11 protein-coding genes are annotated in these 13,282 nt (G+C 66.0%); 3 read left to right on the plus strand and 8 right to left on the minus strand.

Going from position 1 to position 13,282, the window contains the following annotated elements; translation table 11 throughout:
• The 7 genes from ABZN20_RS12625 to rph all read right to left on the minus strand — a co-directional run bounded on the left by ABZN20_RS12625 (nucleotide 1) and on the right by rph (nucleotide 7,475).
• A complete protein-coding gene (locus ABZN20_RS12625) occupies nucleotides 1–906 on the minus strand; it encodes an NAD(P)-dependent methylenetetrahydromethanopterin dehydrogenase (protein ID WP_218808404.1) in 906 nt (301 codons plus the stop codon).
• Nucleotides 907–959: 53 nt separating this feature from the next.
• Nucleotides 960–1,865, minus strand: coding sequence for an NAD(P)-dependent methylenetetrahydromethanopterin dehydrogenase (locus ABZN20_RS12630; RefSeq protein WP_367025488.1), 906 nt, complete (start codon nucleotides 1,863–1,865; stop codon nucleotides 960–962).
• A gap of 122 nt (nucleotides 1,866–1,987) precedes the next feature.
• Nucleotides 1,988–4,714, minus strand: coding sequence for a pyruvate, phosphate dikinase (gene ppdK / locus ABZN20_RS12635; RefSeq protein WP_218808402.1), 2,727 nt, complete (start codon nucleotides 4,712–4,714; stop codon nucleotides 1,988–1,990).
• Nucleotides 4,715–4,760: 46 nt separating this feature from the next.
• A complete protein-coding gene (locus ABZN20_RS12640; protein ID WP_367025489.1) occupies nucleotides 4,761–5,222 on the minus strand; it encodes a F0F1 ATP synthase subunit epsilon in 462 nt (153 codons plus the stop codon).
• Entirely contained in the window at nucleotides 5,219–5,944 is a 726-nt protein-coding gene (locus ABZN20_RS12645) for a cytidylate kinase-like family protein (protein ID WP_218808400.1), read from the minus strand. Before ABZN20_RS12645 ends, ABZN20_RS12640 begins: the two co-directional genes overlap by 4 nt.
• 122 nt (nucleotides 5,945–6,066) lie before the next feature.
• A complete protein-coding gene (gene rdgB / locus ABZN20_RS12650; protein ID WP_367027562.1) occupies nucleotides 6,067–6,672 on the minus strand; it encodes an RdgB/HAM1 family non-canonical purine NTP pyrophosphatase in 606 nt (201 codons plus the stop codon).
• 71 nt (nucleotides 6,673–6,743) lie between these two features.
• Nucleotides 6,744–7,475: a ribonuclease PH gene (gene rph / locus ABZN20_RS12655; protein ID WP_218808399.1), complete on the minus strand. Its 732-nt coding sequence runs from the start codon at nucleotides 7,473–7,475 to the stop codon at nucleotides 6,744–6,746.
• Nucleotides 7,476–7,548: 73 nt separating this feature from the next.
• Here rph and ABZN20_RS12660 point away from each other — a divergent pair, with 73 nt between their 5' ends.
• Both ABZN20_RS12660 and ABZN20_RS12665 read left to right on the plus strand, forming a co-directional pair.
• Nucleotides 7,549–9,912 carry a penicillin acylase family protein gene (locus tag ABZN20_RS12660; RefSeq protein ID WP_367025490.1) on the plus strand — a complete coding sequence of 788 codons (2,364 nt, stop codon included), beginning with the start codon at nucleotides 7,549–7,551 and terminating at the stop codon, nucleotides 9,910–9,912.
• Nucleotides 9,913–9,991: 79 nt separating this feature from the next.
• A complete protein-coding gene (locus ABZN20_RS12665) occupies nucleotides 9,992–10,861 on the plus strand; it encodes a YicC/YloC family endoribonuclease (protein ID WP_367025491.1) in 870 nt (289 codons plus the stop codon).
• A gap of 29 nt (nucleotides 10,862–10,890) precedes the next feature.
• Here ABZN20_RS12665 and ABZN20_RS12670 read toward each other — a convergent pair whose 3' ends face one another.
• Nucleotides 10,891–11,886: an AraC family transcriptional regulator gene (locus ABZN20_RS12670; protein WP_218808396.1), complete on the minus strand. Its 996-nt coding sequence runs from the start codon at nucleotides 11,884–11,886 to the stop codon at nucleotides 10,891–10,893.
• Between the two features lie 416 nt (nucleotides 11,887–12,302).
• Here ABZN20_RS12670 and ABZN20_RS12675 point away from each other — a divergent pair, with 416 nt between their 5' ends.
• Entirely contained in the window at nucleotides 12,303–13,274 is a 972-nt protein-coding gene (locus tag ABZN20_RS12675; protein WP_255556642.1) for a phage integrase N-terminal SAM-like domain-containing protein, read from the plus strand.
• The last annotated feature ends 8 nt before the right edge of the window (nucleotides 13,275–13,282 follow it).

Here is a 13,282-nt window from a genome sequence, read left to right on the forward strand (position 1 = left end):
TCAGACGATTTCGCGCGCCCGCTCGAACGCAGCCCGGAAATCGAAGAAGACCGGGCTTTCCGACTGCAGCAGCAGCGCCAGTAGGTGGTTCTGCAGTTGGTATTTCACGTTGCCGACGGCAAGCGCTCCCACACCGACGGCACCTGGGCTGTTGACGGCATGCACCAGCGGCTCACCATTGTGCTTCAGCTTGATCCCTTCGATGCCGAGCGGCGGCACCGCGTTGACGTCGCCGGCGACCTTGAGGCGGTTGGCATCGGCCAGTACCGATGCGTTGAGCACCTCGACGCCGGCCTTGGCGGTGCAGAACACGACGTCGGCATTCGACAAGAGGCGCGCCTTGTCGGCTTCCGAGCCGGCGAAAGTGCCGTGCAGACGGGCACCGCAGCGCTGGTTGTACTCGTCGGCTTTGGCCTGCGCGGTTTCGACGTTGAACGGGTCGACCAGGGTCACGTCCGCCCCCGCCAGCGAGGCGATGACGCCGGTGGCGATGCCCACCGGGCCGGTGCCGCCGAAAACCACGGCGCGCTGCCCGGCCAGCTCCGCACCGTGCTTCAGCTTGAGCTGCTTTTCGACCAGCGCCACCAGCGCCGCCGCGGTCGTGAACCCTCCGCTGGGATCGGCCAGCACCGACACTTCGAACGGCGGCACCATCGCGGCTTTGGCGGTTTCCAACATGGTGAGGGCGACCGCCAGATCACGCCCGCCGATGAAGATGCCGGTGCGTTTCACTCCCGCCGGGCCGCGCGAGAAAATCGCATCCTGCACCAGGCCATGCACCTCTTCCGCCTTGACGTTGCTATAGGGAACGATGACCTCGAAACCGGCGTCGACCGCCATGTTGATGTCGAAGGGGCTCACATGCGGCATGGGGTCGAACATGTGGAGGATGGCGCGTTTTTCCATTCTGGGTCTGTCTCGGGAAGAATATCGGTAACAAAAACGGCGTCAGGCCCGGCTCAACCGCCGCGGACGACTTCGCGGGCGATCTCGAATGCGTCGTTGAATGCCAGATAGACCGGCTTGTCGGTGGTGCGCATCCGCAGCAGCAGGCGGTGCTGGGCCTGGTACTTGAGGTTGCCGATGGCCAGCGCGCCGATGCCGATGGCCCCGCTCGGCGAACCTTCGATCGGCGTGCCCTTGTGATGGGGCCCCAATCCGGCGATGCCGGACGGCGGCACGGCGTTGACGTCGGCGGCCACCTTGAGCTGGGGCGATGCCGCCAGCAGTTCGGCGCTGAGCACCTGGATGCCGGCGGCGGCGGTCGCGAAGACCACGTCGGCGGTCTTCAGCAGTTCGCCCTTGTTGGCGTCGGCGTCACCCTCGATGGCGGTCTGGCCTTCGCCGAATTCGGCGTTGCACAGCTCGGCGACTTTCTGGGCCTTTTCGAGCTGGCGCCCGATGATCTTGACCTTGGCGCCGGCACGGGCCGCCAGCACGGCGGCGATCTGGCCGACCGGCCCGGTGCCGCCCAATGCCAGCACCGACTTGCCTTCGAGGCCGGTCTGGTGATGCTTCCGCAGCTCGCCCTCGGCCATCGCCACCATCGCCGCGGCGGTCGTGAAGGCGCCGCTCGGATCGGCGAAAGCCGAAATCTCGAACGGCGGCACCATCGATTTCTGGGCGATGCGCAGCATGGCCATGGCGGTGCCGACGTCACGGCCGCCGATGAAGATGGCGGTGCGCTTCACCCCGGAGAGACTGCGCGAGAAGATCGCGTCCTGCACCATGGCGGTGATTTCCCCCGGCTCCAGGTTCGTATACGGCACCAGGGACAACCAGCCGGCATCGAGCGCCATGTTCGCATCGAACGGGCTCAGATTCTTTTCCGGCGTGAACATGTGCAGGATATAAGGCTTTTCCACGGCGCGCTCCTCGATTCGGCCAGTCGTTACAAGGTCGGCGAAGTATACGGACGCGGTGTAACGAAGGCAAACCGCGGCCTCCACGCGCCGCGCGGGCGAATTCCCTCCCTGTAAAGCGGGCCTCAATCCCCGTTCATCAAGGCGGCGTGTGCCGCCGCCAGCCGGGCGACGGGTACCCGCGGCGCCGAACAGGAGACGTAGCTGAGGCCGATGTCGTCGCAGAAGCGGATGGAGCCCGGATGCCCGCCGTGCTCGCCGCAGATGCCGATTTCGAGGTCGGAACGGACGGCGCGCCCCTTTTCCACCGCCATGCGCATCATGGCGCCGACACCGGCGACGTCGAGCACTTCGAATGGATTTTCCTTGAGGATGCCGCCGCCGATGTACTGCGGCAGGAACTTGTTTTCCGCATCCTCGCGCGAGAACGACCAGGTCGCCTGGGTCAGGTCGTTGGTGCCGAAGGAGAAGAATTCCGCGGTACGCGCCAGCCCATCGGCACTCACGCAGGCGCGCACGGTTTCGACCATGCTGCCGAACTTGAAATCGAGCCGGACCCCGTGGCTGGCCTCGATTTCCTGCCGCAGGCGATCGACCATCGCCTGGACGCATTCCAGTTCCGCGCCGTCGACGACCTGGGGCACCATGATTTCCGGGGCGGCGGCCACGCCCGCCTTGGCGCACTCGGCCGCGGCTTCGAGCACGGCGCGGATCTGCATCTCGTAGATTTCCGGGAAGGTGATGCCGAGCCGCACCCCGCGGTGCCCCAGCATCGGGTTGATCTCGTGCAGCTCCCGGACCTTGGCCAGCAGCCGCTCCTTGCGGGCGATGACGGCCGCCACGGCATCCTCGCCGACGCCGTCCGCCTCGGCGGCGCGGCCGAGCGCGCTCAAGGCCGCTGCCCGACCCTTGGCCACCAGGCGGTATTCCCGCAGCGCCTGGATCTCGTCCGCCAGCGAATGCTCGCCCGGAAGGAACTCGTGGATCGGCGGGTCCAGCAGACGGACGGTGACCGGGTACGGCGCCATCAGGGTGAAAATCGCCTGGAAGTCGCCGCGCTGCATCGGCAGCAGCTTGTCCAGCGCCGCCTTCCGCTCCTCCACGCTGGGCGCCAGGATCATCTCCACGACCACCGGGAGACGGTCGCTGGCGTTGAACATGCGTTCGGTGCGGCACAGTCCGATGCCCACGGCACCGAATTCGCGCGCCTGCTTCGCCGCCTCCGGCGTATCGGCGTTGGCCTTGACCTTGAGATGCGCGGCCTCGTCGGCCCAGGACAGCAGCGTCCTGAGGTAATCGGAGAAGGTCGGCGCGATCGTCGGAATCTCGCCGAGGTAGACATTGCCGGTGCTGCCGTCGATGGTGATGACATCGCCTTCGCGCAGGGTCACCTCGCCGACCGTGGCCAGCCGCGCCCGGCTGTCCACGCTGATGCCCTCGGCGCCGGCGACACAGGCCTTGCCCATGCCGCGGGCAACCACGGCGGCATGCGAGGTCTTGCCGCCGCGACTGGTGAGGATGCCCTGGGAGGCGAAGAAGCCGTGGATGTCCTCCGGCCTGGTCTCCTCGCGCACGAGGATGACCTTTTCGCCGGCCCGCCCCAGCAGCTCGGCCTGGTCCGCGTCGAACACGCACCGGCCGCTGGCGGCGCCGGGTGAGGCCGGCAGCCCCTGCGCCAGCGGCACGGGCTTGTGCGAGGTGTCTAGGCAGGGATGGAGCAACTGTTCCAGGTGGGCGGGGTTGACCCGCAGGATGGCCTGTTCCCGCGTGATCAGACCCTCCTGGCACATCTCGACCGAGGTGCGCACCATCGCCTGGGCGTTCATCTTGCCGTTGCGCGTTTGCAGGCAGTACAAGATCCCTTTTTCGATGGTGTATTCGTAGTCCTGCACCTCGTGGTAATGGCCTTCGAGCTTGTCGCGCAGTTCCACCAGCTGGGCGTAAAGCGCCGGCATTTCGCTCGCCAGCTCGTGCACGGGCTTGGGCGTGCGGATTCCCGCAACCACGTCCTCGCCCTGGGCGTTGACGAGGTACTCGCCGAACATTTCGTTCTCGCCGGTGCCAGGGTTGCGGGTGAAGCCGACCCCGGTGGCGGAATCGTCGCCCATGTTGCCGAACACCATGGTCACCACGTTCACCGCGGTACCGTTGGCCTGGTCCGGGGTGATGCGGAATTCACGGCGGTAGTCCACCGCGCGCTTCCCCATCCAGGAGTCGAACACCGCCCGGATCGCGATCTCGAGCTGCTCGTAGACGTCCTCGGGGAAAGGCTTGCCGGTATGGCGGCGCACGACGGCGAGGAAACGTTCGCCGATGTCGGCGAGGTGGGCGGCACTCAGGCCGATGTCGGCGGCAACCCCGGCCTGATGCTTGACGGCTTCGAACTCGGCGTCGAACAGATCGTCGGGGACGCCGAGGGCGACCTTGCCGAACAACTGGATGAACCGCCGGTAGGCATCGTAGCCGAAGCGCTCGTTGCCGGTCTGCCGGATCAGGCCCTGTAGGGTATCGCCGTTGAGGCCGAGGTTGAGGATGGTATCCATCATCCCCGGCATGGACAGGGCCGAACCGGAACGCACCGAGACCAGCAGAGGATTGCCGGGATCGCCGAACCGCTTACCGGTCGCCTGTTCGAGCCGGGTCATGTGGCCTTTGACTTCGTCCATCAGCCCGGCCGGCAGAGTCTTGTCGACCTGGTATTCGAGGCAGGCTTCGGTGGTGATGACGAAACCCGGCGGCACGTTGAGCCCGATCTGCGTCATCTCGCAGAGGTTGGCGCCCTTGCCGCCGAGCAGGCGCTTGTTCTTGCCGTCGCCCTCGGCGAATGCATAGACACGCTTTTTCATCGTCATGATGGATCTCCTCGAACTATCACGTTCGCGGCTTGCCGCCGCAGGGTCAGGGCCAGGTCCGGCCCAGCTTTTGCGCGCTCAGCCTCTCCAGCAGACGCAACTGGGCCAGGGCCTTGAGCAATTCCACATAGGCGCGGTCGCGCTCGCTGGGAATCCGGTTCTCGCGGAGCATGCGCTCGGCGCCGCGCTTGGCCTCCAGGGCCGCTTCGCGGTCGATTTCCTCGGAGCGGAGCACCTGGTCGGCCAGGATGCTGACCTCCCAGTGCTGCACTTCCATGTAGCCGCCCGACAGATAGAAGTACTGGTCTTCGCCGGCCTCGGTCCTAAGCCTTATCTCGCCGGGCCGGAGCCGGGTCAGGAACGGCGTATGCCGGGGCAGAACGCCGACCTCGCCGTCCACCGCCGGGGCGACGACCCGGCTGCAGCGCCCGGAGAAAATATTTCGGCAAACGTCGACGATCTCGACCTGGAGCAGGCGGGAGGCGGCCTGTCCCTCCGTCGGGCTCATGTGGCCTCCCGCTGGTGGAGGTCGAAGATTTCGAAGCCGAACTGCTGCGCCGCGATGAGCACGGTCGGCGTGGCGTTGCCGGGCGGCAGATGGTCGGTGTTGAGCACGAGATCGAAATTGATGGCGTGTTCCAGCGAACATTCGTCATACAGGTCGCTGAACAGCGTCTCGACCGACTTGTGCCGCTTGTTGTTGGTCTCGAACACCAGGCGCTCGGCTTCCGCCTGGTCGATGCCCAGCTCGGCCGCGACGCGTTCGCCACAGACCGGCCGCGATCCGACCACGCGCAGGCGGAACACCTTGCGGCCCGCCAGAATCAGGTGGGCGCCGCGCCCGACGATGATGCAGTCGTTCTTCGCCAGCTCGGTGACCACTTCGATCAGCGCCCGCCGGTAATCGTGGCGCGTGGCCGCCGTGCCGAACACGAGGTTGTAGAGCAGGTCGCTGATGCGCTCGGCGCTGTCTTCGTCATGATGCTCGAGGTGAATCTTGTCGATCCGGGTCTTCTGAGCGACCCGGTCGAGAATCTCCTTGTCGTAGATCGGCAGATCCAGAAAGTGGGCCAGCTCCGCGGCCAGCGCCTCGCCGCCGGCGCCGAAATCGCGGGACAGGGTGATGACGAGGGGCTCGGCGCGCTTGCGGGGCTGGCGCCGGTGGTGTTCGGCCTTGAAGTCCTTGGCCAGGAGCGATTCGAGAAATTTGAGCGTATCGGAACTGGTCATATGCACCTTCTGTCTTCGCGGGAGCCGGCGGTTCGGAACATCCGGGCCATGGCCTGAATTGTGGTGGTTTTTCCACAGGCTGTCGATGCACAGTTGGATGACAGCCCGCAAAACCCGGCGGATCAGCCGCTTGCCAGGTCCCGCAATCGGCCGGCCAGTAGCGAGGCGGCTTGGCCACGATGGCTCAGGCGGTTTTTGTCCTCCGGCGGGAGTTCGGCGGCCGAAAGCCCGAGTTCCGGTACGATGAACACGGGATCGTAGCCGAAGCCGCCTTTCCCGCGGCGGGTCTCGCCGATCCGGCCTTCCCAGCGCCCTTCGGCGACGACGGGGTCGGCATCCTCCGCTTCGCGGACGAACACCATGACGCAGCGGAAGCGTGCACCGCGGCGCCCGACCTCGACGCCGTTCAAGGCGGCCAGCAGTTTGTCGATGTTGTCGCTGTCGGAGGCCGACGAGCCGGCATAGCGCGCCGAATACACGCCGGGCGCGCCGCCCAGCGCATCGACTTCGAGCCCCGAATCGTCGGCGATGGCCGGAAGGCCGCTGAGCCTGGCCGCATGCCGCGCCTTGATGAGCGCATTTTCGAGGAAGCTGGAGCCGGTTTCCTCGGCGTCCGGAATCCCCAGGGTCCCCTGGGCGACGATCTCGAAGCCCAGCGCTGAGAGCAAGAGCCGGAGTTCGCGGATTTTGCCCGCGTTGTTGCTGGCGAGGACGACTTTGCGCCGCATGGATGGCCTAACGATCATCCCCGGCCCTTCTCCCAGAGGGAGAAGGGAGTAAAGGTGCTGCGACTTTCACGTTAACGCGTGATGCCGCAGCTCTCCAGCGCTTCCTGCTGGTGCAGCAGGAGATCGGCGATGCCACTCTCGGCCAGACGAAGCATGGCGTCCAGCTCGTCGCGGCGGAACGCGTGGCCTTCGGCCGTGCCCTGGATTTCGACGAAGGCGCCGGCGTCGTTCATGACCACGTTCATGTCGGTTTCCGCGTCGCAGTCCTCGGCGTAGTCCAGGTCGAGGACGGGAACGCCCTGGCAGATGCCGACCGAGACCGAAGCGATCTGGCCGTGCACCGGATTGGTCTTGACCTTGCGGTTCTTCAGCAGCCGCTGCACGGCCAGCGCCAAGGCGACGTAGCCGCCGGTGATCGAGGCGGTGCGGGTGCCGCCGTCGGCCTGGATGACGTCGCAGTCGATGGTGACGGTGCGTTCGCCCAGGGCTTCCAGGTTCAGCGCGGCGCGCAGGGAGCGTCCGATCAGGCGCTGGATCTCCATGGTCCGCCCGCCCTGTTTGCCGCGGGCGGCCTCGCGACCCGTACGTTCGTGGGTGGCGCGGGGGAGCATGCCGTATTCGGCGGTGATCCAGCCGCTGCCCTTGCCCTTGAGGAAAGGCGGAACCCGTTCTTCCACGCTGGCGGTGCAGATGACGCGGGTATCGCCGAATTCGACGAGCACCGAGCCTTCGGCATGCTTGGTGTAGTTGCAGGTGAAGGCGATGCGACGGAGTTGATCGGGACTGCGTCCGCTGGGTCTCATATGGGCTTGCTTATCCGATGAAAAGCGCGTCAGTATACTCGAATTGTTGTTGCGGCGCCGAAGCGCTTTCACCATGAAATTCAAGCATATCCTGTATCTCGCCGGCTTCGGGGTCTTAGCCCTTGCGACCTATGCCGGCACCCGTCTGGAAAAGGCCGCGGCATCGCTCCCGGCCAGCGGCGGCGAGAGCGTCCTGCCGGGGCTCGCCCATCCCGCCACCGTCGAGTTCGATCGGCTCGGCATTCCGAGGGTGGCGGCGGCGAACCGGGAAGACGCCATGCGCGTGCTGGGTTATCTGCACGCGCGCGACCGCCTGTTCCAGATGGACCTGATGCGGCGCAAGGGCGCGGGCCGGCTGGCCGAAATCTTCGGAGAACAGGCCCTGGCGCACGACCGGGCGCAGCGCGTCTATGCCTTCGGGCTTGCCGCGGCGGCCATCGTCGCCGCCCTGCCGGAATCCCAGCGGCGGGCGCTCGAGGCTTACGTCGCGGGCATCAACGCCCGTATGGCCGAGCAGACCGTGCCGGCCCCGGAAATGCTGGTCCTCGGATATACGCCGGAGCCATGGCGGGCCGAGGACAGCCTGCTGGTCGGGCTCAACATGTTCCAGACCCTCAACGGCCATCCCGACGAAGAGCGCATGCTCAGCGTGATGGCCGGAACCTTGCCGCCGGAAGTCTTCGCCTTCCTGACACCGGACGTCGACGCCTACACCTCGGTCATCGCCGGGGGGAGCGGATCGCGGCGTCCCGAACGGCCGGTACCCGCGGCTGCGCTGGCGGACCTGCTCGGCGAAACCCGGCACCTTACGCTGGGCGCCGGGGTGGACGCCGAGGCGCTGCCCGCCGGCTCCAACAACTGGGCGGTGGCGGGCAGCCGGACCCGGGACGGCAGGGCGATCGTCGCCAACGACATGCATCTGAACCTGGGCGTGCCCAACATCTGGTACCGGGCCGAACTGCGCTATGGCGAGGCCGTGATGAGCGGCGTGACCCTTCCCGGCCTGCCGCTGCTGGTGGCAGGCAGCAACGGCCGGATCGCCTGGGGCTTCACCAACGTCGACGCGGACGTGCTCGACCTGGTGAAGCTGGAAATGCACGCATCCGAACCCGACCGCTACCGCACGCCCGAAGGCTGGGCGACGCTGGACACGCGTACCGAAACCGTGCGCGTGAAGGGCGGCGCGGACGAGACCCTGGTACTGAAATCCAGCCGCTGGGGACCGGTCATGACCGAGCCGCTGCAGGGCCAGCCGGTGGCGCTGCGCTGGACCGCGCTCGAGGCCCAAGGGGTCGATCTCGGATTGCTGGACATGGACGGCGCCGGCGACCTGGATTCGGCCATCGCGGTCATGAACCGCGCCGGAAGCCCGCCGCAGAACGTGGTGCTGGCCGACCGGGCAGGGCGTATCGCCTGGACCCTCACCGGCCGGTTTCCGCTGCGGCGCGGTTTCGACGGTTCGGTGAGCCGGAGCTGGAGCGACGGCGCCGCCGCCTGGGACGGCTTCATCCCGCCCGAACGGCTGCCGCGAGTCGTCGATCCCGCCTCGGGGTTCCTCGCCACGGCCAACAACCGCACGCTGGGCCGCGATTATCCCTACGTCATCGGCCACAACTATTCCAACAGCTATCGCGCCTACCGCATCGGCGAAAGCCTGAAGCAGGCGCCGGCGCTCACCGAAACCGAGCTGTTCGGCTTGCAGCTCGATACCCGCAGCGAGTTCTTCGAGTTCTACCGCGACCTGGTTCTGGCATTGACGGCGGACGCCGGCGACCCGGCTCTCGCCGACGCCCGCCGGGCGGTGGAAGCCTGGGACGGCCGGATGGAGACGGACAGCCGCGGCATCGCGCTGCTGGTACGCTACCGCCGCAATCTCGCCCGCACGATATTCTCCCGCCTGCTGGCACGCTGCGACCAGGCCGACCCCGGATTCGTGTATGCCTGGCGCGAGGCGGAGACGCCGCTGCGCGCGCTGATTTCCTCGCGCCTGCCGGGCACCGTCCCGGACCGCGGCGGCTCTTGGGACGGTTTTCTTCGCGGCGTACTCGTACAGAGCGTGGACGAACTCAGAAAGGAATTCGGCGCCGCCGAACTCGAAGGTCTGCCCTGGGGCCGGGTCAACCGGGTGGAGGTCCGGCATCCCTTCAGCAAGAACCTGCCCCTGGTGTCGGCGCTGCTGGACATGCCGCCGGTGGACGGCGCCGGCTGTGGCGGCTATTGCATCCGGGTGCTGACGCCCAATCAGGGGGCCAGCGAACGGCTGGTGGTATCGCCCGGTCATCACGGCGATGGCATCCTGCACATGCCGGCCGGCCAGTCCGGCCATCCGCTATCGCCGCACTACCGCGATCAGCAGGATGCCTGGGCCGCCGGCCGGCCCCTGCCGTTCGAGCCGGGCCCGCCGCGGGAGACGCTACGGCTGCGGCCGGCGCCGTGACGCGTCGTCGGCGAGGGGTTTTACCTGATCCTCCGCACGGCATAGTATGCGGGACTTTGAACGGGGACGAGGAAACATCATGATCCGCAGCATGACGGCTTTCGGGGCCGCGCAAGGGACGGTGGACAACTGGCGGGTGAGCTGGGACCTGCGCGCCGTCAATCACCGCTATCTCGACCTCGGCCTGCGGCTGCCGGATCCGCTGCGCGGCCTGGAGCTGGAGGTGCGCAACAAGATAGGCGAATCGTTCAAACGGGGCAGGGTGGAATGCACCCTGGCCTGGAAGCCCTTGGCTCAGGAAGCCGGCCCGACACGCGTCAATCCGGAACTGGTGCGCGACCTGCTCGATGCGCTGCGAAGCATCGAAGCGCTGGAAGACAGGAACTGGGCCAGCTTCAGCGCCGTCGAACTGCTGCGCTGGCCGGGCGTCATGCAGGAAAGCGAGCCGGACATCGCCTCGCTGGAGTCCGGCATTCTCGCCGTGCTGGACCGCGCCCTGGCCGAGGCGCTGGCGTTCCGTGAACGCGAGGGTGCCCAGATCGCGGCGCTGCTGGACCAGCGGTGTGCCGACATCCAACGCGCGGTCGGTGCGGTACGGGAGCGCCTGCCGGCGGTTCTCGTGGGGCTCAGGGACAAGCTGACGGCGCGCCTGGCCGACGTGGCCGCCACCCCCGACGCCTCCCGCCTCGAGCAGGAACTGGTCTACCTCGCGCAGAAGATGGACGTCGCCGAGGAGCTGGACCGGCTGACCGCGCATGCCACCGAAATGCGGCACATTCTTACCCAACGGGAGCCCGCGGGGCGCCGCCTGGACTTCCTGATGCAGGAAATGAACCGCGAGGCCAATACGCTGGCGTCCAAGTCGGCCGACCTCGAAACCACCCGCGCCGCCGTAGACATCAAGGTACTGATCGAGCAGATGCGCGAGCAGGTCCAGAACGTGGAGTGACCGGCCCTCCCCAGGGCAGGCGAAGACGATCACCGCATCGCGTCGCCCCGCTCCGGCCGATCCGCTCGGAATGCCCCGGGCGTATCGCCGAAGCGCCGCCGGAACAGCCGGTTGAAATAGGTGAAATCGCTGAATCCCGTGGCGAACGCGATCTCGCCGATGCGCAGGCCGTCGCATCCCGGGTCTTCGAGCATGCGCTTCGCCCGCTCCAGACGCAGGCGGTTGACCATTTCAGTGAAACTCTCTCCGCTCTCCGCCATCAGGCGGTGCAGATAGCTTTCGGAAATCCCCAGCGCGGCTGCGACCGTTTTCACCGAAAGACGCTCGTCCCGGTAGTGCTGTTCCAGATATTTCAACAATGCCATTCGCCGTGCGGCACGCAGCCCCCCCTGCTCCGCCTGGTGTTCCGAATCGCGCCCGGGTTCGAGCACCAGGGCAATGAGGTCCAGCACGTGCTCCCCGGCGAGTTCGCTCAGCTCGGGGGACTGCAAGGCCGCATCGTTGCCTGATAGGAGGTCCAGGTACTGCACCAGAAGATTCAGCGGCTCACGGCCGGAACAGACTTCGGCCAGATGGCGTTCAGCCTTTGGAACGCGCTGCAGCAGACCTCTCCTCGGCAAATGCAGACAGTAACCCTGATAGCGGGCGTTTCCCGGTTTCGGCAAGGTGGAAACGACGCAGGGCTGGCCGCTGGACAGAAGCGCTCCGCCCGGACGGGGCATTTCGGCATAGCGCCCCGCCTGAGCGACCCGCGAACCGCCGAGCAGACTGAGGTGAAAGCCAAAATCGTCGGAATCATGCACCCGGATCAAATCCGGCGTGCGTATGTAGTCCGCGCCACTCAACTCGCTCCGCACGACCCCCACCGCGCCGAGACTCACGAAGCGGCAGCGGGCGAAAAATGGGCGGGGATCCGTATGCACGATGTCCATGCCCCACATCTTCAAGCAGAACATTTCCCGCCACATCTCGAAACGATCGCGTTCGGCGATGGCGGTGGAATCAAACGACAGCTCGGTCTTCATGGCTGAAACCTCCGTAAGCGGACACGGCCGCAGGCACGCCGAAGCTCCTGACTTCGAACGGACTGAAAATGACCGCGGGTATCGGCCGGGAGATGCCCGCCTTCTTCGAGGATGCCGGATTCTCAGACATGTCCCAGCTCCCAAGTAAAGAATAGTCCTATTCGAATACATTATTGTCCAAGAACCAAACCAAATGATTTGGTAGGGTTATTGAATAAGGATGCTGAAGGCATGTTCCACGCCGTCGGGCCTCCCGCCACAAGCGACAGGTATCCTCAACGCCGCAACCCATGCCTCGAAAGAGATCGCTTGCAACCATGAACGCCGAAGAGCAAAGCCAGCCCCAGGTCAAAAAAGCAGAAGGCAGGGCCGTCGAGCGATACGGACATCGGCGACGTCAACGCGGTGTCCCTACGATGTTCCCGATCATCAGGGAGTACATCCGGGATCAGCACGGCAAAGTCCGGTTCGAACGGCTGCGGCAGGCGGAAAACCATCTGCTGCGTTTCATCGAGATCCTCGGCGACAGGCCTCTCTCGGAATACCGCAGTTCCGACGTCACCGCCTTCGCAAAGGAACTTTCAGAGGGGCGGCGTCTCTCCGCGTCCACGGTCAACGGCCACCTGAGTTCCCTCTCCGCCCTGTTCAACTGGGCGATCGGCCAGGAACGCTATGCTCTCGCGGAAAACCCTTGCAGCGGCTGCAAGTTGCCGACGGGCACCGTGGTGGCGGAGCAGCGCCAGCAGCCGGCGGACAAACCGTTCACGCAGGAACAGTTGCGGGCGTTTTTCGAAGGCGACGAAACCGCCGCCGATTTCGATACGCCCTATAAGTACTGGGTTCCCTTGATTCAACTGCATACGGGCGCGCGCATCGGGGAAATCTGCCAGCTCGAGCCCAGGGACATAGCGCTGCTCGACAACCGGATTCCGGCTTTCCGGTTCGTGGCATCGACCGCTCGAGGAAAATCCGAACGCATGGTGCCGGTGCATCCCAAACTGATCGACCTGGGTTTACTGGCCTACGTCGAAGGCGTCTCCAGTCTCGACACCCTCTGGCCCGGCTTGATCATCCCGCGATTGGGCAGCAAAGGACAAAATGTGGGGATGTGGCTGAGCAGACACTTGGAAAGACACGGACTGAAACGGAGCGGCCGGCGGACCGAGGCTCTCCGCTCGACTTTTCAGCACTACCTGAGATTGGCTGGCGTGCCGGAACTCCACATCAATGCCCTGCTCGGACACTTGGAACGGAAGAGTGCCGGCGGGATAAGGAAGCCTCTGTGGCTGACCCATCCGGAGGCTTTGCTGAATTCTCTCGCCAAGCTGGATTACGGAATCAAGTTCAGCGCGTACGCCGGCCCGGCTTCCGCCAAGCACAAGCCGTGAGCAGCCGC

The organism is Methylococcus sp. ANG, assembly GCF_040730495.1.
Lineage (GTDB): Bacteria > Pseudomonadota > Gammaproteobacteria > Methylococcales > Methylococcaceae > Methylococcus.

Coding starts and splice junctions, on each gene's coding strand:
- ABZN20_RS12625 (WP_218808404.1), bottom strand. CDS start 906: ATGGAAAAACGCGCCATCCTCCACATGTTCGACCCCATGCCGCATGTG.
- ppdK (WP_218808402.1), bottom strand. CDS start 4,714: ATGACGATGAAAAAGCGTGTCTATGCATTCGCCGAGGGCGACGGCAAG.
- ABZN20_RS12640 (WP_367025489.1), bottom strand. CDS start 5,222: ATGAGCCCGACGGAGGGACAGGCCGCCTCCCGCCTGCTCCAGGTCGAG.
- ABZN20_RS12645 (WP_218808400.1), bottom strand. CDS start 5,944: ATGACCAGTTCCGATACGCTCAAATTTCTCGAATCGCTCCTGGCCAAG.
- rdgB (WP_367027562.1), bottom strand. CDS start 6,672: ATGCGGCGCAAAGTCGTCCTCGCCAGCAACAACGCGGGCAAAATCCGC.
- rph (WP_218808399.1), bottom strand. CDS start 7,475: ATGAGACCCAGCGGACGCAGTCCCGATCAACTCCGTCGCATCGCCTTC.
- ABZN20_RS12660 (WP_367025490.1), top strand. CDS start 7,549: ATGAAATTCAAGCATATCCTGTATCTCGCCGGCTTCGGGGTCTTAGCC.
- ABZN20_RS12665 (WP_367025491.1), top strand. CDS start 9,992: ATGATCCGCAGCATGACGGCTTTCGGGGCCGCGCAAGGGACGGTGGAC.
- ABZN20_RS12670 (WP_218808396.1), bottom strand. CDS start 11,886: ATGAAGACCGAGCTGTCGTTTGATTCCACCGCCATCGCCGAACGCGAT.
- ABZN20_RS12675 (WP_255556642.1), top strand. CDS start 12,303: ATGTTCCCGATCATCAGGGAGTACATCCGGGATCAGCACGGCAAAGTC.